The 25548-nt window shown below is 65.2% G+C and carries 23 protein-coding genes; 11 read left to right on the forward strand and 12 right to left on the reverse strand.

The features are described 5' to 3' along the window. Positions 1-161: 161 nt before the first annotated feature. The 3 genes from VV02_RS24010 to VV02_RS24020 form a co-directional block, all read right to left on the reverse strand. On the reverse strand, positions 162-485 hold the full coding sequence (locus tag VV02_RS24010; protein WP_169787748.1) for an ArsR/SmtB family transcription factor: 324 nt from the start codon (positions 483-485) through the stop codon (positions 162-164). A gap of 118 nt (positions 486-603) precedes the next feature. Further along, entirely contained in the window at positions 604-1146 is a 543-nt protein-coding gene (locus VV02_RS24015) for an NUDIX hydrolase (RefSeq protein ID WP_052595770.1), read from the reverse strand. A 49-nt stretch (positions 1147-1195) separates the two neighbouring features. Beyond that, positions 1196-2359, reverse strand: coding sequence for a helix-turn-helix transcriptional regulator (locus tag VV02_RS24020; RefSeq protein ID WP_052595772.1), 1164 nt, complete (start codon positions 2357-2359; stop codon positions 1196-1198). 374 nt (positions 2360-2733) lie between these two features. On the opposite strand from VV02_RS24020, the gene VV02_RS24025 reads away from it, so the two are divergent. From VV02_RS24025 to VV02_RS24045, 6 genes are all read left to right on the forward strand, one after another. Continuing rightward, positions 2734-3195 (forward strand): hypothetical protein, encoded by a 462-nt coding sequence (locus VV02_RS24025; protein WP_052595774.1) that lies wholly within the window; start codon positions 2734-2736, stop codon positions 3193-3195. Between the two features lies 1 nt (position 3196). Then, entirely contained in the window at positions 3197-3337 is a 141-nt protein-coding gene (locus VV02_RS26585; protein ID WP_157063532.1) for a hypothetical protein, read from the forward strand. A 98-nt stretch (positions 3338-3435) separates the two neighbouring features. Then, positions 3436-3615, forward strand: a complete 180-nt coding sequence (locus VV02_RS24030; protein WP_157063533.1) for a hypothetical protein — start codon at positions 3436-3438, stop codon at positions 3613-3615. Positions 3616-4211: 596 nt separating this feature from the next. Further along, complete coding sequence (locus VV02_RS24035; RefSeq protein WP_157063534.1) at positions 4212-4655, forward strand: hypothetical protein; 444 nt, start codon at positions 4212-4214, stop codon at positions 4653-4655. Positions 4656-4666: 11 nt separating this feature from the next. Next, a complete protein-coding gene (locus tag VV02_RS24040; RefSeq protein ID WP_157063535.1) occupies positions 4667-5059 on the forward strand; it encodes a variant leucine-rich repeat-containing protein in 393 nt (130 codons plus the stop codon). 293 nt (positions 5060-5352) lie between these two features. Next, positions 5353-8343, forward strand: coding sequence for a DEAD/DEAH box helicase (locus VV02_RS24045; protein WP_052595781.1), 2991 nt, complete (start codon positions 5353-5355; stop codon positions 8341-8343). A 125-nt stretch (positions 8344-8468) separates the two neighbouring features. On the opposite strand, the gene VV02_RS24050 is transcribed toward VV02_RS24045, so the two are convergent. The 7 genes from VV02_RS24050 to VV02_RS24080 form a co-directional block, all read right to left on the reverse strand. Continuing rightward, on the reverse strand, positions 8469-9104 hold the full coding sequence (locus VV02_RS24050; protein ID WP_052595783.1) for a zinc ribbon domain-containing protein: 636 nt from the start codon (positions 9102-9104) through the stop codon (positions 8469-8471). Positions 9105-9479: 375 nt separating this feature from the next. After that, positions 9480-11039 carry a coiled-coil domain-containing protein gene (locus VV02_RS24055; RefSeq protein WP_052595785.1) on the reverse strand — a complete coding sequence of 520 codons (1560 nt, stop codon included), beginning with the start codon at positions 11037-11039 and terminating at the stop codon, positions 9480-9482. A 10-nt stretch (positions 11040-11049) separates the two neighbouring features. Next, positions 11050-11580, reverse strand: coding sequence for a hypothetical protein (locus VV02_RS24060; RefSeq protein WP_157063536.1), 531 nt, complete (start codon positions 11578-11580; stop codon positions 11050-11052). A 197-nt stretch (positions 11581-11777) separates the two neighbouring features. After that, entirely contained in the window at positions 11778-12878 is a 1101-nt protein-coding gene (locus VV02_RS24065; protein ID WP_218917464.1) for a helix-turn-helix domain-containing protein, read from the reverse strand. Further along, positions 12875-13654, reverse strand: a complete 780-nt coding sequence (locus VV02_RS24070) for a hypothetical protein (protein ID WP_157063537.1) — start codon at positions 13652-13654, stop codon at positions 12875-12877. Before VV02_RS24070 ends, VV02_RS24065 begins: the two co-directional genes overlap by 4 nt. Before the next feature lie 145 nt (positions 13655-13799). Continuing rightward, positions 13800-13985: a hypothetical protein gene (locus VV02_RS24075; protein WP_052595791.1), complete on the reverse strand. Its 186-nt coding sequence runs from the start codon at positions 13983-13985 to the stop codon at positions 13800-13802. Further along, entirely contained in the window at positions 13982-16678 is a 2697-nt protein-coding gene (locus VV02_RS24080) for an ATP-dependent DNA helicase (RefSeq protein WP_052595794.1), read from the reverse strand. The genes VV02_RS24075 and VV02_RS24080 overlap by 4 nt, the downstream gene beginning before the upstream one ends. A gap of 1372 nt (positions 16679-18050) precedes the next feature. Between VV02_RS24080 and VV02_RS26590 the strand changes: the two genes are divergently transcribed. From VV02_RS26590 to add, 3 genes are all read left to right on the forward strand, one after another. After that, positions 18051-18500, forward strand: a complete 450-nt coding sequence (locus tag VV02_RS26590) for a PASTA domain-containing protein (protein WP_157063538.1) — start codon at positions 18051-18053, stop codon at positions 18498-18500. A gap of 254 nt (positions 18501-18754) precedes the next feature. Beyond that, positions 18755-19897, forward strand: a complete 1143-nt coding sequence (locus tag VV02_RS24090; protein ID WP_052595797.1) for an adenosylhomocysteinase — start codon at positions 18755-18757, stop codon at positions 19895-19897. Then, entirely contained in the window at positions 19894-20862 is a 969-nt protein-coding gene (gene add / locus VV02_RS24095) for an adenosine deaminase (protein ID WP_052595799.1), read from the forward strand. The genes VV02_RS24090 and add overlap by 4 nt, the downstream gene beginning before the upstream one ends. Here the strand turns inward: add and VV02_RS24100 are convergent. Continuing rightward, complete coding sequence (locus VV02_RS24100) at positions 20859-22166, reverse strand: aspartate aminotransferase family protein (RefSeq protein WP_052597511.1); 1308 nt, start codon at positions 22164-22166, stop codon at positions 20859-20861. The two genes, add and VV02_RS24100, sit on opposite strands and share 4 nt — an antisense overlap. 91 nt (positions 22167-22257) lie before the next feature. On the opposite strand from VV02_RS24100, the gene VV02_RS24105 reads away from it, so the two are divergent. Then, on the forward strand, positions 22258-23160 hold the full coding sequence (locus VV02_RS24105) for a LysR family transcriptional regulator (RefSeq protein WP_245633233.1): 903 nt from the start codon (positions 22258-22260) through the stop codon (positions 23158-23160). A 15-nt stretch (positions 23161-23175) separates the two neighbouring features. On the opposite strand, the gene VV02_RS24110 is transcribed toward VV02_RS24105, so the two are convergent. Then, the gene (locus VV02_RS24110) at positions 23176-23802 is read right to left on the reverse strand and encodes a TetR/AcrR family transcriptional regulator (RefSeq protein ID WP_157063539.1); all 627 of its coding nucleotides are present in this window, start codon (positions 23800-23802) and stop codon (positions 23176-23178) included. An 86-nt stretch (positions 23803-23888) separates the two neighbouring features. Between VV02_RS24110 and VV02_RS24115 the strand changes: the two genes are divergently transcribed. Next, positions 23889-25508, forward strand: a complete 1620-nt coding sequence (locus VV02_RS24115; RefSeq protein ID WP_052595805.1) for an AMP-binding protein — start codon at positions 23889-23891, stop codon at positions 25506-25508. Positions 25509-25548 lie beyond the last annotated feature (40 nt).

Consider the following 25548-nt stretch of genomic DNA (forward strand, 5'->3'; position numbering starts at 1 on the left):
ATCGGTAGCGCGTCCTCGGCGAAGCTATTCGAGCCGCGTAACTGCATCGTGGCACGTAGCTCGGTGGCCGACGTTCGATTCCGCTTTATGTACAGGCGGTCCGAGCCGTCGTTCGCGGACCTACCATCGCCCGGGACCGAGATCGTATGACTGCGGTGACCTCAGTCCCTGGGCGAGATCAGACTCGCAAGGTGGTCGAGCGCGCCATCAGCGAGCCGATACGTGACCACCTGCGCCCCACCCGTAGGTGGCCGTCGCGCGATGACAAACCCAACCGTCTCAAGTCGCTTCAGGTGGTCGGACAGGTCGCCAAACATGTGGTTGAGCACCGAGCGCCGAGTCTCTCCACGCAACGCGAGCCAGGACAGAAGCCGGAGGCGGGTTGGGTGCGACAGGGCGGCGAAGACGACCGCGAGCCGCTGCGACTGACCGTCGTGCTCAAGCAACTGAGAGACCGGCACTGTGCTGTCGTCGAGAGCGGTCACCCGGTGCAGCGTATGCGGTAAAGCGCTATCCCACTCCGACCTCAGGATTCCTGAGAGGTGCCCCTTCAACGGCTTCTCCAAGCGGACGCTCATCGCCGCTTGATGTCCCGCGCGATCGTCAGCAGCTGCGTGAGCTTTCTCGCATCTGGTGAAGAAGCAGCAACGCGGCCACTGTATTGGCAGACCGGATCTCGCCACGGCTGACCAGGTCGGGGACGAGCTTGAGTGGCACCCACTCGCGGCGGTCCGACTCGAAATCGTCCACCGGATGACTCACGTACTCGGCGCCATCCGCCCAGTAGATGTGATGCAGCGCATCCGACAACCCGTTGGACGGCTCGACTGTCATCAGGTGTTGCAGAGGACCGGCGCGCCACCCCGTTTCCTCCAGCATCTCCCGTGCGGCGGCCTCGATGACGCTCTCCCCGTCGTCAACAACACCTGCCGGAAGCCCCCAGCCCCACGTCTGCGTAATGAATCGATGGCGCCACAACAGAAGAACTTCGTTCTTGTCGTTGATAGCCGCGGTCAAGGCTACTGGCCGTTGCCGAATGAGGAAGTGGTCGAGATGCCGCCCATTAGGCAGTTCGACGTCGGCGAGACTCACCTGGAACCATGGGTTCTCATAGACGGCCTTCTCTCCGAGGTTCTTCCACTCCATCGGACGCCCTTCAATCGAGATGTTTGAGGCTAGAACGAATTTCTAAAGACTACCACGGGAAAATATTTAGAACGCGATCGAGTCGGTCGACTGCGTCGGAGCCGACGCTTGCGCGACTATTGTTGAGCCCGATCCGCAGTTCTCTGAAACGCGAATGCAGGCGGCGTGATTCCATTCCCTCTGCATTCCGAACCATCTCGATGGTGAGAGTGGAGGCGTGTTCGATATCGCGCGCCTTCAGTTCGAGGGTGGCCATTGAAGCCAACCGATTGACCCGTCCCCGCGGATGATCGTCGGCATCCAACGACTTCTGTGCGTAGTCAAAAGCGGGATCGAGGTCGCCCAGGTTGATTAGTGCCTCGCCAAGTTTTGCCTCGATGAGGCCGGTCTGGATATAGCTCGTCTCGGGTGGTTCTTCGTCGTAACGAATGCGTGCAGCCGCCGACTCTGCCTGAGAGATTGCGGCGTACGCTGGCTGACGCTCCCCCATATAGGCATGTGCGTTGGACTGCATCGCTCGAAGATCTGCCCCGAGGGCGGGTGAAATCTGACCCGCCGCGTAGGTGGTTGCCGCCTCCACATGATCGATCGCCTGACGGAAGTCCTTGAGGGCAAGCGACTGGTTCACCATCAACGCATAAACATATGCGCCGAAGCGGCGGTCGCCGGATGAATCCGCCAACTTCAATGCGTGATCAAAATGCCGCTGGGCTGCGCCGTAGAACTCGCAGTCATAGGCACATATACCAGCCAACGCGACGAGGGAGCCCATCGCACCGAGGACATCTGGGCGGTTGTTGATTCCTCCATTGAGGAGGGGTGCAGCATGCTCATTCAGGAAGCGTTCAAGCTGCACCTTTGCCGGAAGACCGCCCGAAGTGCGGTACATCCGCTCGTAGTGCCGACGGGCATCAACGAGTACTAGCGCTTCAGAACCGCTTGCTCTCGATGAAAACGTGTCGGTCAGTTCAACGCCGCCGACCGGGTCGGGAGCGGCTGTTCCTTCCCGGCCATTGAGCATCGCTCTGAGATCGCTGATGCTGACGCTCAGGGCTTCGGCCAGCTTGGGGCGCAGCGATGGCTGGGGCTCGGTGATGCCGGTTTCCCACCGACCAATGGTGGACCGGTCGACGCCCAGGATTTCTGCCAGGCGCTCCTGACTGAGGCCAGCAGCTTTCCGCTCCTGAGCCAGCCTTGTGCGCTTGATCGCCATTCCCCCCACCCGGCCGCCGGAGGCCTTGCCCGTCGTCCGCGGACGCTTCGACGTGCAGCGCAAATGCGGCATTTCTGCGCTGGCAACTACGCAGCGTAGACGGTCTGCTGGTTTCAGTGAAGCAATCGGCTGGCGAGACGCCGCAGCGGTTGCCCACGGTGTGCCGCGTGCCGGTCGTTCGCGCCGCCCTCAAGCCGGTTGGCACGCGTACTGACCCCGTGGTGCGCGTGCCAGCCGTTCCAACGGCCACGTCGGATCGACGACAGGAGGGGTGCACGTGACGGAGCACATGACGCCTAGGCAGATCGTGCTGGCGAGTCGACAGAGGTGCGACCGATGATCGCGCGGTCAGCCCAGATCGGGGGTCTGCTCCAGTGACCAACTTTGAACAGGTCGCTGACTGGCCGCCAACCCGCCTGATCGGTCTCGGCGTGAGCGGTTCGACGGCAGCTGCCAACGGTGAACGGTGTTATCGCGCGACCTCGATCCTGGCCGAGTACGAACCGTGGGCGGCCGAATTCGACGAGCCCCCGCTCCTGCGCCTGCTCGTTGCCCACCGTGGGGACATGGTCGCCGTGGCCGACGACCCGGCGATGGTCGAACAGGTGCGCAACTACCTCTGCCTGGATGCGTTCCTGGTCCAGGTCTGGCAAGACCTGGAACGAAACACGCCACACCCATCTGGCAGCCACTCCGTGCTGGGAGGCCACCTGACCGAAGCGGTCAACCAGGTGCGAGAACGAGTGGGCTTGCGCCGGCTGACAATGCGGCAAGTTGCGGCCAGGCGCCTGACGGACGTCATTCGTGAAGTCCAGGCCGACCTCGGGCGGTGCTGAGATGCCAGACGAACACGTGGGCTCCGGTGGTTTGGACGATCTCAACGACTTGTCGGCGCACTGGTTGGGCGATCACCTCAGTAAGACGCCGCCGCTCGAGCACGACCAACAGCTGTCACTCGTCGAGGGTCGTGCCGCATGACCACCTACGGGTCAACGGCTTGGCGGATGCCGACCAGCGCCACCGGTCACGTGGACCAAGGCGTGCCATCAGCCGATAGTGAGCCTCAGGGGATCCCGATGAGCCAGACGGTCACCGTCGACGCAGCCACCTTGTTCTCGGTCCTGAACTGGACAGGCGTGCCGCCCGACCGCTGGAACGAGGATGCCCGCCAAGCCTGGCGCGCCTTGATGGCTTGCCTGCCGGATTCCGATCGGCGGCTGATCGCCGAGCCTCGGGCTTGGCGAGACAGCAGATGACTGTCAGTCAACGCTCCAGCACCTCTGTGCCGTACGTAATTCCTGCACTCACCTAAGGAGGCTGGCGCTACAGACAGCTTGATCTAAGACATCGCCGACCAACTGTCATCAGCAATACATTCCGCACGGCGTCTCCGCGCAGGCGTCGAGCCGTCTTTTAGATAGGGGTAAATGATATGCGTCGAGTTCAGATAATAACCACGGGTGCCAAGGGGTTTGATATGCGACGTCATCGCGCCGTTGTTCTGATCTCAGCCGTTGCACTCGCAAGCGGCTCTCTGCTCGGACTGGGGTCTGGCCAGAGCCACGCCCAGGCGAAAGCTCCGAACTCGTTTAACTTCTTCTCGTACTCCGGAGAGTCCGAGCAGACCGTGCTTGACCGGGCACGCGCTGAGGCTGGCCCGGAAGCAGTCAACAAGGTGGTGGCTACCCAGGATGCCGACCGTCCTGGAGGCTTCGCGCTTCCGACCGAGAACCCAGCGGTAGAGGGTCCTCGGGTGATGGGACCTGACAAGGTCACGCCCGGGCCATTCGTCGACCGAGCACCCCAGCCGCCGAACAGGGAAGCTCCGGCAAAGTCTGGTGATGTGGAGATCATGGCGCAGGGCAAGCAGCTCGGCGGGCCGGTGAACAACCGGCGCACCTGGCGCATGTATTACACCGCCACCTACGGGTCGTGCGGCCCAATCTCGTGCACGATCACCGACAAGATCACCTTCAGGGTCGACTTCGACCCTGGCATCAAAGCCAGTCGTGTCTTCATGAACTACCGCTACTTCCCATCGACCGGCAAGTTCGGCCGACCCGGCTTCAGCACCCGTGCCTACATCCCGAACCTCCAGATCGGCGACGCCTACGTGGACGCATTCAACGAGGGCAGCATCACCAAGTACATTCCGCAGGGTTGGTCCCTGAAGGGTCGCGGCTTCCAGTTCGACATCACGACCCATACCCCAGTCAACGGACAGCAGAAGTTCGTGGCGTACCACTCCGGCTGGGGAGCGTGTAACACTGCTTCGACCCCGACCTGCAAGTGGTGACGGAGCGCGACGTGAGTGATGTTCCCGTGGAGGATCTAGCGCCGGACGAGCGGTTCATGCTCGCTGGCCGGCCAGATCTGCCGGTCGCGACCAGGCTTGCCCTGGCTGGTACCCCTGACTGGTCCGAGCTGCTGATCCACCATGACCTCGAGCCCGAAGTGCTGGCTGAGATCCTTACGCAGCATCCGGAGGCTCGTGCGGACGTGGCGGTGCATCCGAATGCGGATCTCGAACTCATGGAGACCGCACCGCTGGACCAGCTGATCCAACCCGCCTTGGAGCGCTACGCCGGACGGCGCGGGCTAACTGGTGAGCGAGAGTCAGCGTTCCGTTCTGGTGCCGAGGCGGCCCGTGGCCGCGGGCTGACACTAGGCGAGTTCTGGCGTGAGTTCTCCGAGTCATAGGACAAAAGGGTGCCCCGTCTCCTCGGACGAGACGGGGCACCATGTTGCTGCGACACCGTGACCGGTCGGGCACCTACCCTCGGGATGCTGGCAGGAACTGAAAGTTGAGAGGCCCGGCGTATCCAAGTCTTCCTCCTGCACCCAGTGCGGGCTGCCCGTGCTGAGGCGCGGTTGGCGTCGGCGGGTCAGACGGAGTCGACGGGCGTCTCCCGAGCCCAGGTCCGGTCATCGGCTCCAGACCCCGAGCGGTCAGGCGCGGCTAGGCAGCACAAGACCGTAGAGAGGCGTCGGCAGTGACGTGGTTCGAGGACGTCGCACCAGCGGTGCGACTCAAGCTGGCGACCGACGCCGAGCCCGGGCTGCGGCGAGCACAGCTCGGTGCTGCCTGGGCGCTCGGCGCTGCGTTCATGTCAGGGCGCCCAACGGCTGCGATGGCCGTCTTGCCCACGGGTACCGGTAAGTCAGCGGTGCTCGGACTGGTGCCGCTCCTAGTCCCCACGGATCGGCCGGTCCTCCTCGCGGCCCCTAACCGGCTCGTACGAGACCAACTGGCTGCCGCGTTGAGCAGCCAAGAGGTCCTACGCCGGGTCGGGGTCGTCCCGGTCGACGTCCCCAACCCCAAGGTTCACGTTGTCGAACATCGGCTGGCCACCCCTGATGACTGGATCGCCGCTGCGCGAGACGCCGACGTCGTCGTCGGGACCACGGGGGTCCTGTCGCCTACTTACAGCGAAGTCGCTGAACCTCCACGCGGACTGTTCCGCATGGTGCTCGTAGATGAAGCCCACCATGTCCCGGCCAAGACATGGACCGCGCTTCTCGACGCGCTGCCCGGCACCCACCGAGCCCTGGTGACGGCGACTCCGGTCAGGTCAGACGGCCAAGAGATTCAAGCCGAACTCGTCTACTCCTACGCCCTCTCCGACGCGCTGCGCGACGGCGTCATCGCTCCAGTCCAGTTCAAGCCGGTCATCCCTCGACCTGGACAGAGCCGCGACGAGGCACTTGCCGAAGCTGCCGTCGAACGACTCCGCGACCCTGAACACCAGGCAGGACGGAGCCTGCTCATCGTGCGAGCTGGCGGAATCGCAGAAGCCAAAGAGCTCGTCGACATCTACAAGGCAGCCGGCGCCGACCTCGCTCTTGTCACAGGCATGACCACGCCCCGCACGCTCAAGAAGATCCTCGCCCAGCTCGACGCCGATGAACTCCATGGCCTTGCCAGCGTCGGTGTGCTCGGCGAAGGCTTCGACTACCCGCGGCTCAAGATCGCCGTCTATCACCGCAAGCACCAGTCACTTGGGCCGACGCTCCAGTTCGCCGGACGCGTCAGTCGCACAGCAGCCGGTCTCGGGCCCGCTGAGCTGCTGGCCGTTCCGGGTGAGGACATCGCCGCCGACACCCGTCAGCTGTACGAGTCCGACTCCGACTGGAGCCGCATCCTCGCGGGGCTCGCCGACGCCGCAGTCCAGGACGAACGCGAACGTCGCCAGTTCCTTGACTCTCTTGGCGACCTGCGTGTCCACTCCCTGATGCCTGAACCTCTATCGGCAGCCGCTCTGCGGCCTGCCAAGGACGTCCAGGTCGTCCGGATCACCGCATCCGACGCAGCCACTATCGACCTCGGAAGCGCACGGCTGGGCCGCATCCGAGGAGACGTCGTCATGGACCGACTCACCCAAGACCACCGGATGCGAGTCGTCGTCACCGCCAGCGCGAGCCGCCCCGCCTGGGTTACCAGCGATGCGCTCGACACCGAGCAACACGAGCTGTTCATCATTGTGAAGGACGCCGTCGAGCCGCTCCTCTACGTTCATGCACCCAGCGACTCTGCCGCCCACCTTCTGGTCGACTTGCTTGGGTTCACCGACTTCGCCGCGCAGGACACCGGCTGGATCGCACGGTTCCTCAACGGCCTGGACGTCATCTCGTACTTTTCTGTCGGGATGCGGGCCACACGACTACCCGGCGGCACTCTTGCGACCTACCGGACGCTCGCCGGCACGTCGGTCGGGACAGCCGTGTCGGCCACCGACAGCATCGCCTACGCCGCAGGCCACCTCATCCTCCAAGCCAACAATCCCTTCCGCGACGGGACGTTGTCCGCAGCGGTCGGCGTCAGCATGGGCCGAGCCAAGGTATGGAACTCGGGCAGCACCGACCTGAACGGCTTCTTTGGGTGGTGCAACGAGGTCGGCCGACTCGGCCGAACAGCCACCGGTGACCCCCTCGCCGCGCCACGGCTGGGACTGCGCATTCCACAGACGTTGCGAGAGTTCCCCCAGAACCCCCTTGCCGTGAACGTCGACAGCCGCATGCTCTACACGGCCGCCTACGTCGAACTAGGTGCGCGACGAATCCCGCTGGTAGAACTCGAACTCACACCGGAGTGGAAGAGCAGCACCAGCATCGAAGTCACGGGGCACGCAGGTGCAGACATCGTGCTCCGAGCCGAGCTCGACACCACAGGGTCGCTTCAGCCGCTGCCGGGAGACCCGGGCCTCCTCTGCTACCTCGACGGCGCGCATCTCGGCGTGCCGCTGCACCACGCGCTCGAAGAGCGATCCAGCCTCACCGTTTACTACGCCGATGCCTCAAGCAGCTCTGGGAACCGCCTCTACACGCCACCCACAGCACACCTCGCATTCCCGCCCGAGCTTCTCGTCCAAGCCGACTGGTCCCACGTCGACACTCACCATGAGAGCAAGCCTGGGCGCAACGGAAGGAAGAATGTCCAGCAGGCCATGGCCGACTGGCACACCGACATCGGAACCGGCAGTCCGCAGGCGCGTGTGCTCAACGACGACGGTGCCGGCGAGATAGCCGACCTGATCGTCATCAACTTCCCGCCGTCGTGGCTCGACCAGAACGGCAGCATCACGCCGTTCGCTGACCTCCCTGTCGACCCTGTCCGAGTCACTCTGAGCCACTGCAAGTGGGCTGGTTCCGACAAGCCTCGCCGCAACCTCAGCGATGTCGACCAGCTGGTCGGTCAAGCCCACAGATCCGTTCGATGGTTGGCCAACCCTCGCGCTTTTTGGCAGACGCTCGCCGTACGCTCGGGCGGCCGAACGAAGACCCTCGCGGGTGACGTCGCTGAGACGACCGCGATCCTCAATCACCTGGCGATCAACACTCCGAACACCGAGTTCACCATCCAGGTCGTTCAGCCGGGCTTGGACACATCGCAGGTGCCGGGATGGGAAGCGGGGGAAACCCTGCTCTCCTTCCTGGTCGACGCTGCTGGCACGGTTGGCGCGCAAGTCTCCGTCATTGGTGCATAGCGTCACGGTCCGCTACTCGCCGCGTTAGAGATGGCCCTGGACGAATACTCTGAGGGCCTCCAGCATGCCGCGGTCAAGTCACGGACGCCTGGACCAGACTCAGCCTTGGGTGATCGTGTGTCGATCTACGGCGTGGACTCCAGTTCGGGCATATGCGTGATGTCAAACTTCACTCCGTGCTTGCTGCTAAGGGAGCAGATCCACGAGGGTCTATCCGTGGTGCCATGCACGCTCATGGCACTGTCTTTGCCTTCGGGGCACAGCGGGCAGGCACTGATCGGTGTGGTCCACCAGACCCTGCCCCGAGAGTCCCGCTCGAACAGGCCCAGGCCGAACGGCAGGACGTCAAACCCCTCATCCCTGAGACTCCGTCCAGCCCTCATGAGACGCGCCGAAAACATGATGCCGGCACCTCCAACGAGAATGCCAACAATCGCCAGCACTGACGGCAGCCTGACGCTGAAGAGAAAGGTTCCGACACCGATCACCCCAGAGATGATCGACAACAGGTCGGGCGGCATGATCTGCTGGGCGTCCGTTCGCCCGTAGGGCATCTCGACGCGGTCGAAAGGGTCCCGCTGCTGCGACTGGAAGATCAAGTCGCGTCCGGCACTGATGTCTCTGCCAGCGTTAAGTCCTCCCTCGTTGTACCGCTGATCGTTCGATGGCTGGATACCCACTGGCTCGCCGCACCCCGAACAGAACCTCGCCGCGTCTGGAAGAGGGGTTCCGCACTCGCACTGCCCATTGATCATCGCCACGATCTCTCCTTTGTCCGAGTCCGCTGAAGGTGAGTAACTATCTCAAGTCGCGAAAAAACCATAGGCGAGGGGTGTGACATCGCCCGGCCACGCCGTGATACGAAGGGAGAGCAGGGGTCGACATTGGAGTAAACGCGGAACCAGTTCATCACTCGCGGTAGGACCTCAGCACGCGTCGGTACAGATGGGCGTCGCGCTCAACATTGGACGACTGGTATCTCGACAGAGCATTCGATCTCGTTCGCAGACCGGACCACCCCCGATGCTCGCTTGGCTGTACGCCCAGCGTCGAAGACCGACCCTTACCTCATCACTGTTGCCTTAAGCAGCCCCAGCCATCCGCGTCATCAGCTCCCGATCCTCAAGCGGTGGAGCTCATCGGCCGATGTCGTCGCCGCGCCCACAGCCCGGAGACTGCCATCGAGCCGCGCTGTCGTGCACCGCTGGCATCGCCTGCCTGGAGATGGAGACCTCGGTCCGCCAGGGTACCTGCTCGGTGGAAACACGCTCTCGGATCGCGCTGGCATCGAGTCCGGCTTGGCGCAACTCGCGGACATGAGCATCGACGGCAGCTGCCGAGGCAGGATGACCACCACTCGTTTGGTGTGCAATGTGGCTCTCCGCGACCTTTCGGGCTTTGTGAGCCTGGACAACCGGATCGCCGTGCAGCCGCTGCAGCAACCCTGGCCGAGAGGCAGTGTGGATGTAGCTCGCCCCAGATCGTTGTTGATGCCAATCACGGCGGTCCAAGTCGACAACGACCTCTTCTCTTCCGGGTGGGCCGGTCCGCTGCGCTAGCTCGAGGCCCAAACGTTCAGCCGCTTGATCGAGTCTCTCCAAGTGGCGACCAAGGGTGGCCTCATGCTCCAGTCGTGCGGCGAGCTCGATCACCGCGGCGCCGACAGGCAGCTCGCGGGAGATGCCGTCCTCGACCCTTCGCGCGAGTTCGCCTGCTTCGTCGGCGGTGCCCTGGATCGCCTCGAGGACGTGGGCACGGGTCCCAGCAACACTCTCGGCCGTTCGAGTCAACTGATCGCCGCGGGCGTCGTGGGCCTGGTACGAGCGTTCAAGCTCACGCTCCAACCGCTGCTGACGCTCGGCGACCCGGTCGCGAAGTACCTCCCGCTCGCCCTCGATGACCTCGAGTTCCTCCGTGACGCCGTGCAACTCTTCGGACAGGTCACGCTCTCGATCGGCTGTCAGATACACGTACCGAGTGATCTCCGAATAGCGATCCTGATCCGCATCCGTGAGCGTTCGCGTCCACCGGTCCGTACCTGGGTCGTAGCCAAGGTCGACTGCGACCTGGCTCGCTTTTGCCTGATTCCGTTCGAGGTCGCGACCGGCACGAATGGTTTCACGGGTCAGCTCACGCTTGCGCTCGATGAAGTGTGCGAGTTCCCGGTCGCGCAGGAGCAGTTGGATCTCTTCGACCACGCGATCGCGGCTGAGGTCGGTCACCTCGCGGAGCATGAAGGTGCTTGGGTAGTTCTGCTCAAGCCGGCGTGCTCGCTCCAAGGCCGCTTGAGGCAGCTTGGCGAGATCTTCGACCACCCAGATCGCGACACCACCATCCATGAGCAACCGCTCATCCTTGGCCAGCTGACGCTCCGCGGTCTTGTCGGGCGCTTCACCGGCCTTGGCCTCGATCGCGATCCGCACCTGGTAGTCAGCCGCGTGATCGTGGAATCGGGCGCCGCGATCGGTGTCGTAGTAGACATGAACGCCCCAGCCGCGCTCTGATCGCAGGTCCAGCGCCTGCCTGACCTCGTCCTCCCACGACGCGCCGACCTCACCATTGGTGGCGAAGCGTTCGCGGATGGCGCGGTAGTCGCCCAGGTTGCGCGGCTGTTCGCCTCGATCGACGCGGGCTGGGGCGTACACGTCGCGGTGGTATCGATCCCACTGCGCGTCAGACCAATCGGACACCGACATCGCTGGCGTCCTAGTGGGGGTGCTTCAGTTCGTACTCAAACCAGTCGTCCGGCGACAACCGGCCCGCCGCAACCCAGCGCTCGTAGTGCTCGCGGGACTGTTCGAACAGCCACGCCCACTTGTCACCGGTCCGCGCACTCATGGCAGCGCCAACCTGACGGTCGACCTCGAAGTACACGTCCGTCGCGGGCCGGCGCACGACAGGCTCCTTGGTGCCGTTGCGGTTTACATCGATCCATTTCCAGGTGCCCTCGAAGCTGCGGACGAACACCTCGCCGAGGTAGCGCGCGAACCGGGTTGATCGCTCTGGCCAGTCGAGATCCATCGGGTCGTCGGCCCAGTAGTAGGCCAGAGCCGCGTGCTCGGCGTGCCGCAGCCCCTCCTCGGTCCACGGGTCAGCCGGCATGTCCGGCACGTCCTCGTTGAAGAAGACCTTCAGCTCGTCATCCATCGCGCTGAGCCAGTCCAAGAACACCGGATCCTGCTGGTCCCGCTCGCGCTGCGCCAACTCCGCTGCCGTGAATGGCCGGTCACTACTCATGCCGCACGCTCCCCATGACAAGCAGCTAGTCGTGGCTACTGCAGTTCAAACTACCTGGCGGATACGCCCCCGTTCACGCCCTGTTCCGCCGAGTTTGCCCTGCGAACCTAGTAGGGATGGCGGCCAGGGTCACACGATCTGCCGCCGGCAAACGGCCTTTCCGAGCCACGCCGGAGTCATAGGACGGTGACCGTACGTCACGGCACCAGTCGGAGTTCAGGGCGCGGGTCATGCTGTCCAAGCAGCTGCCGAACTCGTGCGGGCTTCCAGCCGAGCTGTCGTGCGAATGAAGCGACGCTGACGCCTCGCTGTTCGGCAAGTTCGTAGGCGGCGTTGAGCATGGAGGGAACTTCTCCCGCGTACTGGCGGACTGGCCGGCGCTCCTGCGGTGCCTGTGCCATGCGGATGTATGCACGGCGCGCCGTGCTTTCCGAGATGATCCCAAGCTCCTGGCTGCGGTAGATCAGGCTGCGTACCTCGACGCCCCATCGCTCGCTCAGCTTGAACAACCTCGCGAAGTCGAGACGTCCGGGCAGCTCCTGCTCGATGGCGGATCGAGGTGTGAGGAACTCGGCGGCAAACGCGTCCGCCTCCCGCTCGAGCCAGAGTTCTCCCGACGGTGATCCGCCGTGCAAAATCAGGTGTCCCAACTCGTGAGCCGCACTGAAGCGATGGCGGAGAACGTCATCGGCGCGGTCCGCTGTGAGCACCACCAGCGGCCGACGGAACGCCAGCGTCGAGTAGGCATCGATGCGGGCGGTGGCCTCCTTCTCAGTCGGCGGCGCCATCGCGCAGACGATGCCATGTGTCTCCAGCTGCGCGACCACGTGGCCAACCGGCTCGGCGCCTAGCCCCCAGCGCTTACGGGTCTCCAAGGCAGCATCGCGGGGAGAACGATGAGCGTCAACGAACCCAACCCCGTCCGGTAAGACAAGCGGTGGGAACCGGACATGGGCCTCGAGTGCGAACGACAGCTCCCAGACCTGCTCAGCAAACGAAGTCGCCCGCGACCGCTGCTTGGCCGTCGTCGCACGCAGGCTCTCGAAGTAGGTTTCGCTGGTCTCTAGTCGCTGGAAAGGTCGACCTGGAGCGAAGAAGTCGACCGGTACGTCAAGCGCATCGGCGAGGCGCGCAATGGTGCTAGTCCTGGGGACGGAGATACCCGCCTCGTACTGTCCGATGGCGGCAGGCGAAACGTCGGTTGCTTCGGCCACTTCCTTCTTAGTCATCAGCGCCAGTTGACGGGCCTGACGAAGACGGTCGGGCTCGAAAGTAATGCTCGAGGCCACCGAGATCACTCCGGCACCGATGGGTGAGGACTGTCAGTCTGCTCGTCCTCGCCTGTAGCGGTGGACTCCTCCCTCACAACCTCAAGACGAGGTCTCGGCCTCGAGGCGGCATCGAACGATTCGCCGCCGACCGCCGTCAGCCCCGTACCGGGGCTGGACGCTGTCGTTAGCGACAGTTGCTCGCTGTCGAAGAAGTCGATGTATCCGTCTTCATCGAATGTACCGATGCCGACCTGGACAACCTGCGGGCCACTCTTCGGGCTGCACTGGTAGGCGGCGATCACCATCTTCGAGACAGCGTCTCCGAGGGAGGACCTTGCTGCCTCGGCGACCGCGCGAGATGCCTCGTCGAATGTGCCCAGCGTGGAGTCACTAAGGATGTCGAACAGACTCGGCGGCGGTGTGGGCAAGCCGTTCACGCTTGCCAGTTGATTCCGTAGTTCCGAGGTTCGGACACACATGCGGCCATTACGCTTGCCGGAATCCATGACCTTCACTGGCAGGATGGCGATTCCCTCCCAGATGACGAGTTCATACGGTGCGCCGCGCAGCGGAAGTGGGACAGCCCCGTCCAGGATGGGCAACAGGCGCACAACCACCTCCTTCGGCAGCGCGAGCCAGAAGGTGCTGCCATAGGCATGATTCGTCGGCAGGCGCGAGCCGATCTTGGCGTCCAACGATCGGGTGTGGGCTTCGCTGCCCGCAGCGATCAGCGCAGTCGCGACCGCCTGTGAGAGCTCTCCAAAGTAGCGCTCCATGAACCCTGCGCTCAGTGTCTCGGTCACAGCAGTCACGTCCTTGCTCGAGGTGAAGGTGGCTCGGTGGGTGGCAGCGTACACCAAACTTCAGTTCCGATGCGCCTGCGGTCAAAATAGCCATGTTCTGGACCAAGCCCCGATCAGGAGGGGACTAGTCGAGGGCAATCAGCCGTCACATGCCATGTGCCGTGTTGGTCTGAACGACGGCCTCATCGAGCGTCTCATGGCCGAGCCTGAGCCCCAGTTCGTGAAGCCAGGCGCTGACCCGAGGGCCGAACTTGGCGGTCACCGGCGACAAGGGCGGCTCTCCTTCGGCGGCGGGCACGACCGCGGCGAACCGGTCGAGCACGTCGATCATTTTCGCTGTGCGGGCGCCAGCCCCCTGCGAGCCGACAGAAGCGCGACGTCCTTGTTCGCATCGCTGGGGTGCAAGCCGCTGATTACGGCCTGCTGGGTCTCCGGTGACCAGTAGATGCGCAACTGCTGCCGGGCGCGAGTGATGGCTGTGTAGAAGATGTTGTGGGTGATGTCGTCCTCGTTCGCGCTGGTGATCACCACCTTCACCGAGTCGTACTCCAGGCCTTGAGCCTTGTGAATCCCCACGGCGTAGGCCACCTGAAAGGGAACGGTTGTGGTGTCGGTGTCGTCGTCCTCATCACTGATGTCGATGTCGTAGACGGAGAACCGCACGGTCGAGTCGGCAACCCAATGCAGGTCAAAGTAGCCCTCCACGTCGAGCTCAGTGACGGGTCGGTCAAGCCGGACATCGAACTGGATGCTGCCGTCGCGGGCTTCGATGGCGACGATGGTGCCCTTGAGGTTGTTGTAGATGAGCCCCCGGAAACGGCTCGTGTCCGCGAACAGCACCGGATCGCCGATCTTGTACGCGGCCGGACCCCAGGGGACGGCAGGGTTTGGGTTGCTGGCCTGGAGGAAGCGGTTGATGTTGTTGATGCCGTACAGGCCGTCGTAGTTGAGCGCGAGGATGATGTCGTCGGCGGCGTGCTGCGCGAACAGCGTGGCATCGAGGACGGTCGAGTAGCCGTTGCGGGCGATAGCCTCCGTGGTGCCCTCGTCAAAGGTGCGGACCTTGGTCCAGAGGTCGACCAACGCGGCACTGCTGGTGCGGTAGGGAGTGGTCAGCTCGAAGACGGACGCCGGCGCGATGTAGGACCGGATGACGTTGAACCAGTTGCCAAATCTGATGGACTCAATCTGGAAGACATCGCCCACGAGCACGAGCAACTTGAAGGTCGTGGTCTCCAAGATGGCCAGGAGGTCCGAGTTGCTAACCGTTGAGCACTCGTCGATGACCAGCAAGTCGTACTCACCGCTGGGACTGTGCTTGTGGCTGGCGACAGTTCGGTAGGTCGCATTCGGGGCCGACACGCGGCGCCGCAGGTTCTCGACTGCTGGGTGGGTGTTGGCGAGGAACAGCTTCTGATTGCCGGCGAAGTAGTTTGCGATGTGGTCGACCATGCGGGTCTTCCCCGTGCCCGCCGCGCCGTAGACGAGGGCGACGCGAGACTGGGCGAAAAGAGTGGTGACCGCTTCGCGCTTGGCGGGGTCATCCACGACGTGCGCAGTCGTATCAAGCCACTGCTCCACGGCCGCTGTGTAGCCGCTAACGCCTCCGGCCGCGCGCTCCTGCAACGTGGTCACGATGTCGTAGGTGTCGTCCTCGTACTCCTGGATGAAGACGTGGCGCTTGTCGAGGACAAGGCTCCTGCGGGCGCGGTGCTTGCAGTAGAGGGCCTGGTTGTAGGTGGTGATGAGGCCGCTCACGTCGCCCAGGTCCTCAAGTTCCGCAAGCGGCGTGTAGAGGATGCCCCGGTCCTCCACGTTGCGCTGCACGCGCCGCGCCAGGAACTCGTGGGTGCGCCCGGTGGGATCGAGGCTGTTGATGAGGTCCCAGAAGCGAGGGTTGTGGCCGCGGGGAGCGGTACAGAATGGCATGTCGTCAAAGGGGATGCACCCGTAGCTGAGGTTCAGGTTCGACAGGCGGTTGTTGGGCTCCCAGTGGTATTGCGCCTTGAGAACCTCGTTCCGCATCCGCAGGAGTAGGTAGCGGAGGACGTTGTGCCCCGGCCTCTTGGCCCGAATGATGCGCCGGGCCTCGTCCATGGCTGGGAAGACCTGCGGGTTGCGCGTCGTCGCGGTGCCCCGGGCCTTGAGGTCGTTGTAGCGCTCGGGGGTGGCGTCGATGAGGTCCAGCAGAGTCGAGCCCGCGGTGAGGCCACCCATCACGAATTTGTACTCCGCGGAGTCCGTGCGCACCTTCTTGGTCTCCTGCCCGACCAACCGGGCGAAGTGCTCCAGCTCGCAGGGGCGGATGGACACCTGCCACTTGCGGATGAGAGTGACGGGCATCTGTTGGCCGAAGACCTCGATGGTGGCCACTTGGAGCCCAAGGTTCGCGGAGTAGTTGTCGGCGATGTCGATGTCTGTAAAGCCGATGATGCGGTCAGCCTTGCTGACGCGGTTGACCGCCTTGTAGAACGTGACCTCGTAGTAGACCCGCCCGCGGGTGACGAAGGGACGGGTCTTGTGGATGTAGTAGCGATCCCACCGATCAGAGGTGGCTCGCCCCGGCTTATCGACCTCGACAGCAATCTTTTCGTGGTACTCGGCGAGCGCTGGGTCCTGATCGAGCGGGAATGCCTCGAGGTTGCTGAGAATGGCGACGCCGGCCCGGTCGTGAAGCAGCGTGCGTAGGCGCAGCATGTACTCGTAGTACCGGAGCATGAGGCGCTCGGAGGTGTCGCCGTCGAAGGTGTAGTGCGAGACGGACGGCTGGAGGAGGGCGTGGAACTTGGTGACGAAGTTGAGTCGCCCGTTGGCCTTCGTCCAGGTAAGTGCCGCCTCGATGGCGGCGTAGTCGTGCTCGGTGTCCCCGCTTCTGGTGTGCAGACGGACGGCGGCTCCCTCCACCAGGTTGCGCAACTGGCTGAGCACGTTCTGCGAGAGCAGGTCACGCTGGCTCGTTAGCGTGCCGATGTTGGTACAGATGGCGGAATCGGTGGCCGCGATGTGCTCCGCGACTGTGGCCATGTTGAACCTCCACGCGCGGTGATGGCCTCTAAGAGCGTCTGAATCGACCATAGCGGCGCCATCAACCAACCGACTTGGCATTCGCTTCGATTCAGGTGGCCCGCCTGATGGCCGTTGGGGCCGGCGGGCTTCTGCTGAGCAACCCGCATCGGTGAAGCACCGCTCGTCGGGAACGCCCATCCACAACCACGGCTTGCGGTTCGGCACGCATGGACGGCAGCGGATCGACATTTTCGAAGTCATGACTGGCCTACAGATAACAGCAACCGCGAGACCGGATGGAAGGTGGCGCTTCGCATCCGCGTCTGATGAGTTCGCGGTCACCATCTCCGAGGAACGGCTGTTGAACATCGTCCAGGACGGCCACGCAGACGACTCAGTCCCAGGGCCTATACATCCGAGCAGTTGTCTCCAGATGCCCGGTCAAGCCCAGCGGCACGAAGACGCGCGCTTACAGCAACACGGGTAACGCCGTATCGTTCGCCGATCGCTCGATACGTCCAACCGGCCCGGCGGAACCGCACCATCTCTTCGACCTGTTCACTCGAGAGCCGGGCTCGATGACGCTCCACGCCTCGCTCGGCCAAGTGGTCGTAGACCGCCGACTCGGAGATGCCGTACTGCCCCGCAAGGTCCGCTGACCTTGAGCCAGCCCGGTAGGCCTTCGCAAGGTCCTTGAGCCCCCGCTCCCCCAATCGACGTCGGACCGAGTGAACTCGCGGACTGGAGGCGGTCGGCTGTGCGCCGCGCACAGCCTCTTCACCTGCACGATCGCGGATGTGGGCGACCGCATCCTCCAGCCTCGCGTAGTTCGAGTAGCGTCCCAGCAGCTCCGCCAGACGAATTGCCCCGGGAGCTTGCGACCGGGGCTTTTCGTATGGGGTGGCGAGGGGATGCTGGGAGGAGCGACTCGGGAACGCGAGGCACGAGCGGGCCCGATCGTGACGGCTCCCACCGCCACCGCCAGACGAGAAGCCCCCGGGAGCCCGCTCCCGGGGGCTTTCGTGTGCCACGGGCCGGCGGCCGCGTTTGCTCGCGCAACCTGACTCGCTACCTCGCAGATGACCCTCCTCGAGGCGAGGCATCTGCGAGGTAGCGAGTCACCTTGCAATCGCAAACCATCACTTCCACGTCGCGCTGGTCGCCAGACCAGGAGTGGGCCTTGCGAGACGATCTCCCGTTTGGGTTAGCAGAATCATGCGGCGCTGGTAGGCCGTTTTCGAGATGCGCAGGAACACGATTCCAGCCGGTTATTCATACGAACGCCCGTACTCTGACGTACACATCGTTGCTGTCTCAATGGCTGGCCGGGGGCCGCCTACTCGACTGATATCAGCGTCAACCGGGGTTCAAACGTACTGGGGGTATTGGAATGATGAAGACGCAACGCAAGGTGCTGGTGGCGCTGACCTTGATGACGGCGGGTTTGCTGTCGGCCTGTTCGCCAGAGGATGGGTCAAGCGCGGTCAAAACGGTAACCGCAACAGTGTCTGCCGCGCCGACGTCCGCTGAAGAGTCACGTCCGGCCCCGACAGCCAGCCCCGCAGGTGCCGCTCCTACGAGTGAGGCACCGACCGTCTCGTTCTCGATGCCCAACGAAGTCGGGAAGGGCCTCCAAGAGGCGCAAGACGACGTCCAAGCCAAATCGGGTAATCCGCTGTTCGTGACCGGATCCGACGATGCAACTGGCGCCGGGCGAGCGCAGGTCCTCGACCGGAACTGGAAGGTCTGCAGCCAGAGCGTCGCACCCGGCACAGCAATCAACGAGGACACACGCATTTCGTTCGGAGCCGTAAAGCTCACTGAGAACTGCCCGTCCTGACGTTCTTGGTCAGAACTTAGACCGGGCGAATTTGAAGAAGGATCTCGCCTGGATGTCGATCTTCAATCCGCTTCGGGCGCACGGAGTGTGCGATTGGCTGTGAGGCCGTACCCTCGAACCGTGATCGCCCCGACCTGCGCCGCTTCCGAGCTGCCCGCTGTCATCTTCGGCGACCACTCGTACCGATCGGATCTCTACCAGTAGCGCGAGCGCGTCTTCCGCCTCCTCGCTACTACTCCCGATCGGATCCCCTCATGAACGACCCATTGCTGCACCCTGCCCTGCCCGCGCCCGGCATCGACTGGACCGCCGACCACATGCCGTTGATCCACGCGGCATTCGACGAGATCGGCGACGTGTTCGCCGGCCTGCGCATCGCGATGTGCCTGCACATCGAACCCAAGACCGCCGTGCTGTGCCGACTCCTCGTGGAGCACGGCGCAACGGTCGCGCTGACCGGCTCACCCGGTACGACCCGCCCGGAGACCGCGGAGGCCCTGGCTGCGGACGGCGTACTCGTCCATGCCGACGCCGCGGACAAGGCTCCTCGTATCGACGACGTCCTCGCCATCGACCCGCACCTGCTCCTCGACAACGGCGCCGATCTGACTCTCGGGCTGCTCGGCCGGCCGCGCAGCCCGCACTTCCTCGGCGGCACCGAGGAGACGACGACCGGCGCGATGCTGCTGCGTGCGCACGAACAGCAGCCGGACTTCCCCGTCGTGGTGATCAACGACAGCGAGCTCAAGCTGATGGTCGAAAACCGTTTCGGCGTAGGCCAATCCGTCGTCCAGGGCTTCATGAACGCCACCAACCTGATGGTGCCCGGCACCCTCGCGACGGTCGTCGGCTACGGCCCGTGCGGCCGCGGTGTCGCCCAGACACTGCGCCAGCTCGGCGCCCTCGTCACCGTCGTCGACACCGACCCCTACCGCACGCTCGAAGCTCTGATGGAGGGCTTCGCCGTTGCGCCGCTGGCCGACGCGCTGCCGCAGACGCGGCTGCTCTTCCTCGCGACCGGTGCACCCGGCGTCGTCGGGCCCGACGAGGTCACGCTGCTCCGCGATGGCGTCATTGTCGCCGGCGTCAGCCATCACGCCTGGGAGCTCGACCTCGCCCTCCTCGGGCCGGTCATCGGAGCCGCGAGCTACTACCGCGTCCACCAGCAAGAGGATGGCCGCCGGATCTCTGTCCTCGCCGAGAACCGGATGCTCAACCTGGTTGCTGCCATCGGCAACCCGATCGAGGCGATGGACCTCGGGTTCACCCTCCAGGCGCGCTCGCTGGCAGCCGTGGCCGCCGGCGGTCTCGAACCGGGCGTACAGCCAGTGCCGTCCGAGCTGGACCGCTCCATCGCACGCGCCTTCGTCACGGCCCGGACGGGAGTCGTGGCATGAACCGCCTCCCGCTCGTCGAGCTGCACCGCCACCTCGAGGGCTCGGTCCGGACCAGCACCATCCTGGAGATCGCCCGACGCGAGGGCCATCACCTCGCAGCCGCGCCGCGTCCCCGCGACCTCCTCGTCGCCGACGACAGCCTCGACGGGCTGCTGCCCTACCTCGACCGCGTCGATGTTGCCGCGAGCGCGTTCACCCGCGAGGACGACTGGGTGCGCGCGGCCCGCGAAGTCGTGCTCGACGCGTACGACGAGGGTCTCGATGTCCTCGAGCTGCGGTTCAGCCCGTGGTTCGTCAGCTCACAGACGGCACTCGCGCCCGAGGCCGTCGTCGACGCGGTGACCGAGGGCGTACGCCTGGCGCTCGACGTCGTCGAGCTGCGGGTCGGCTTGGTCGGGATCATGCTCCGCGACCTCGGCCCGGACGCCGCCCTGTCCCAGCTCGCCACGATCCTCAGCCGCCGGGACCAGTTCTGCGCCATCGACATCGCGGGGAACGAGGCCGGCTTCGCGGCAGAGCTGTTCGCGCCGGCGTACGCGACGGCGCGCGAGGAAGGTCTCCACCTCACCGCCCACGCCGGCGAGGGCGCCGGACCCGAGTCGGTCTGGGCGGCCATCAAGCACCTTGGCGTCGAGCGGGTCGGCCACGGTGTCCGCGCGGTCGAGGACCCCAGACTGATGGACCACCTTGCTGAGCACGGCATCGCGCTCGAGCTCTGCTTCACGAGCAACGTGCAGACCCGGGCAGCGGCGAGCTTCGAGACCCATCCGGTCAAGGTCCTGCACGAGCGCGGCGTCCCGGTCACTCTCAACACGGACAACCCGCGCGTGAGCGGCGTGACCCTCGCCCAGGAGCACGAAACCGCCCGGCTGCGCGCCGGACTCAGCGATGACCAGCTCGCGGCGATAGCCCACCAAGCGCTCGTGTCGACGTTCGTCCCACCGGCGTCAGCAGTGGCTGGTTAACGGACCGCGCAGTCGCCGATCGCCTGATCCAGGATCGCCAAGCCGAGGGCGAGCTCGTCCTCGGTCGCCGTCAGTGGCGGGGCGATCCGGAAGACGCCACCCATGCCAGGCAGCTGCACGATGTTCATGTGCAGGCCGAGCTCGAGGCAGCGTTTGGTGACCCGAGTGCCCAGCTCGTCGGAGCTCTGCTTCGTCTCGTGGTCCACGACGAGCTCGAGCCCGGCGAGCAGGCCCCGGCCGCGGATGTCGCCGACCACGGAGTGCCGCCCGGCGATGTCGATCAGACCCTTGCGGAGGTAGTCGCCGAGTGACCGGGCACGCGCGTCGAGCTCCTCGTCGATGAGCACGTCGAGGACGGTGTTGCCGACCGCGGCGGGCAGCGGGTCGGCCACGTGCGTAGTGAAGAACAGGAAACCGCGGTCGTACGCCTCCTGCTCGATCTCGGGACTCGTCACCACGGCCGCGAGCGGGAGTCCCGCACCGAGGGTCTTGGACAGCGTGAGGATGTCGGGGACGACGCCGTCGCGCTCGAAGGCGTACCAGGTCCCGGTGCGGCACAGACCGGTCTGGGCCTCGTCGAGGATGAGCAGCATGCCGCGCTCGCGGCACTTGTCCTGCAGCGCAGAGAAGTAGCCGAGCGGCGGCTCGATCACACCGCCCGAGCTGAGAATCGGCTCGACGAGGCACGCGGCCAGGCTGCCGGTCGACTGGGCGTCGATCAGGTCGAAGGCGAAGTCGAGCTGCCGTTTCCAGTCCAGCGAGCCGTCCACGTTGGTGAAGTCCGGCCGGTAGGGGTTGGGCACCGGGATGGCGAAGTTGCCGGGCGCGGACGGACCGTAGCCCTTGCGACCCGCGCTGTAGGTCGCGGATGCGGCGGCCTGGGTCATGCCGTGCCATGAGCGGGCGAACGACACGATCTCGTGCTTGCCGGTGACCAGCTTGGCCATCCGGATGGCCGCCTCGTTCGACTCCGCGCCGGTGGTCAGCAGCAGGACCTTCTCCAGCGGTTCGGGCAGCGTCTCGGCCAGGCGGCGCGCGAGGTCCACGACCGGGCGGCTGAGCATGCCGCTGTAAAGGTGGTCGAGCGTGGCGATCTGTCGCTGGACGGTCTCGACGATCCGCGGGTGGGAGTGGCCGAGGATCGCGCTCATCTGGCCAGACGTGAAGTCGAGGATCTTTCGGCCGTCCGCGGCGAACACGAAGCTCCCGGCGGCGCGATCGATGATCTCGGGGGTGAACGCGGATCCGTAGCGCACGAGATGCCGCTCGGCATCGGTCCAGAAGGCGTTCGCGAGGTCAGGCATGTCCTCGACCGTAGGCAGCCGCCGAGCAACACGTCCATCTCGCATTTCCGGCTGTCCTGTTCGGTAGATCCGTACAAGAATCCAGTGCGTGATGAACCCGTGGAGGCTCAAGCTGCTGAGCCAGCTGGACACGCTCGGCACCATCCGCGCCGTGGCCCAGGCTGCCAATCTGAGCCCGTCGAGCGTGTCCCAGCAGCTTGCCGTGCTCGAGACCGAGACGCGCACCCAGCTCCTGGAGCGCACGGGGCGCCGGGTGCGGCTGACCTCGGCCGGTCTGATCCTGGCCCGGCGGGCGCGCTCCATCCTCGATCACATGGACAGCGTCGAGACGGAGCTGCGCGGCTTCGGCGACGAACCCTCAGGGCTGGTACGGCTGGGGGCGTTCCAGAGCGCGATCCACACCTTGGCCGTGCCAGCGGTGACCCGGCTGGCGCGCGCGTACCCGCATCTGGACGTCGAGATCCTCGAGCTGGAGCCGCACGCGAGCATGCCGGCGTTGCGGGTCGGCGACGCAGACATCGTCATCACCACCACGGACTTCGACGAACAGCCCCTGGGGCCGGACCTCGACCTGGTCCCGCTGGCCACCGACGAGATCCTCCTCGTCCTGCCGCCCGGGCACCCGGCCGGGCGCGGTCCGGTCAACCTGGCGGCCTTCGCCGACGAGCCATGGGCGTTCGACATCGCGCAGTCGTACATGGCCAACCTCGCGCTGCGGCTGTGCCGGCAGGCGCGGTTCGAACCGCGTGTCGTGTGCCGCTTCAGCAACTACATGATGGCGCTGCAGCACGTCGAGGCCGGGCTGTCCATCGCGCTGCTGCCTGCCCTGGCGGTCGACCACCGTCGCTACGACGTGACGACCAGGCAGCTGGCCACTCCGGAGATCCGCACCATCACCGCGGCCATCCGTCGCGGCGCGCCACCCCGCGCAGCAGTGCGCGTCGTCCTCGACTCGCTTCGACGCGATCCGACCGTGCCACTGCCTACTCCGTGAGGGTCGTCCAGCGGGTCACGCTGTCTGCCGTCCCAGCGCGATGGTGACGGCCAGATCGCAGAGCTGATCCATCACCCTCTCGGGATCGCCGTCGTGCCGGAGGCTCCAGTCGTGGACAACGACGTTGGCCGCCCCGATCACGGCGAGAGCGACGAATCGGTAGTCCTGGCGCGGCAATTCACCGGACTCGACTGCGTCGGCGGTCTCACGCTCGAAGGTCTCGACGATCCCAGCCCGGAACGACAGGCGTAGCTCCTCCACCCGAGGGCTCACCCCGACGACGGCGACGAAGGCGACGTTGGCGACGCGCGGATCCTGCAGCGGGTTGGCCAGGTAGGCGCGGATGGCCGCCGGGATCCGCTCAAGGGCCGGCGCGCCCTGCGTGCTGGCAAGCGACTCGCCGACATTGATCAGCGACTCGGTCGTCAGCCGCGTGTAGAGGTCGATCAGGAGATCTTCCTTGCCGGGGTACTGCTCGTAGAAGTGGCGGGTCGAGACGTTCGACAGCGCGCAGAGCCGGCTGATCGTGGTGGGGGCGTAGCCGTCCTGGGAGAAGAGCTCTATCGCCGCGGCATGCAGGCGTTCGCGCCGCTCCGTCGAGCGCTCGTCGGCCGTACGACCGGCGTACCGACGCTCAGTCATCAGCACCCCTTGTCCTTGGGAGTGACCCACTGTACGGTCAGTCAGGATCCTATCTAAAACGATGGATTTTCTCTTTAGGTGGTCCGATGCCTCACCTCCTCCGCGGCGTCCGCGTGCTGCAGTCCGCCGGTCTGATCGAGATGGGTCGACCGCGCCAGCTGTTGTACGCCTCCCGAGCCACTCGCTCGCTCGGCGCCATCGCCGGTGCGTGCGCCGCGTCAGCGCGACGAGACCCCGACCGGGCGGCGATCATCGACGACGAGGGCGCGACGACGTACGCCGAGCTCGATGCCCGTACGACCGCCCTGGCCCGTGCCTGGCTGGCCAACGGACTCAGCATCGAGACCACGGTCGGCGTGCTGTGCCGAGATCACCGCCAGGCCGTCGAAGCGATGGTCGCGGTCGGCAAGCTCGGTGGGCGGCTGGTCCTGCTCAACACCGGCTTCAGCGGGCCCCAGCTGGCCGATGTGGCCCGGCGCGAGGGGGTCGATGTGCTGGTGGCCGACGCCGACCTCGCCCCGCAGCTCGATGGTCTCGAGAGGCATATTCCGACGTATGTCGCATACGGCGAGGTCGACGGCATGCCCTCGACGTGCGACCTGATCGAACGCGAATCTCTTTGCGATGCAGTCGAATCCGTCCCGTGGCCGAAGACCAACCGTGGCTTCGTCCTGCTCACCGGTGGCACGACCGGTACGCCCAAGGGCGCCCCGCGTACGGTCCGGTCGCCTCTCGTTGCGGCGCAGTTTCTCGAGCGGATCCCGATGCGTCGAGGTGACGTCGTCCTCGTCGCCGCCCCGATCTTCCACGGCACGGGCATGTCGCAGTTCACCATCGCGTTCGCGCTGGGCTGCACGGTCGTTCTGCGCCGCCGGTTCGATGCGGCGGGCACCATGCGCGCGATGCGTGCGCACCAGGTCACGATGCTGGTCGCGGTGCCGACGATGCTGCAGCGGATCGTGGCCTTCGAGGAGGGGCAGCTGCGCAGGGCGCTCCCGAGTCTGCGCGTCATTCTCAGCGCCGGGGCGCCGCTTACAGCCGGCCTCGGCGAACGGGTGGTCGAGCGGTTCGGGCCGGTGCTGCACAACCTCTACGGGTGTACCGAGGTGGCACTCGCCACGATCGCAACCGCAGAGGACTGGACGGCCGCTCCCGGGACGGTCGGCCGCCCACCGACCGGCGTAGTCGTACGGATCGTCGATGACCAGGACCAGGTCATCACGCGGCCCGACGTCTCCGGCCGGATCTTCGTCGGCAACCCGCTGGCGTTCGACGGCTACAGCGGAGGCGGCACCAAGCCGCAGCTCGAAGGGCTGCTCGGGACGGGCGACCTGGGGCACTGGGATGCCGATGGTCGGCTGTTCGTCGACGGTCGGGACGACGACATGATCGTGTCGGGCGGCGAGAACGTCTTCGCCGGTGAGATCGACGACCTGGTGTCAGCGATGCCGGGCGTGGTCGAGGTCGCCACGATCGGGGTCCCGGACGAGGAGTTCGGCCAACGACTCCGGGTCTACCTGGTCCGCGAGGACGACCATCCGACGGAGGACGAAGTCAAGGAAGCCGTACGCGTTCGGCTCGCCAGGTTCAAGGTCCCGCGGGAGGTCATGGTCGTTGATGACATCCCCTATACCGCCACTGGCAAGGTCGCGCGCGGGATGCTGATCAAGCAGGCCGTCCGCAGCCACCGTTCGACCGAGGAGTGAGCCCGAGCCTCCCCGCTCAGGCCCGAACGATTGGAGTAGA

It is taken from the genome of Luteipulveratus mongoliensis (assembly GCF_001190945.1).
GTDB classification, from domain to species: domain Bacteria; phylum Actinomycetota; class Actinomycetes; order Actinomycetales; family Dermatophilaceae; genus Luteipulveratus; species Luteipulveratus mongoliensis.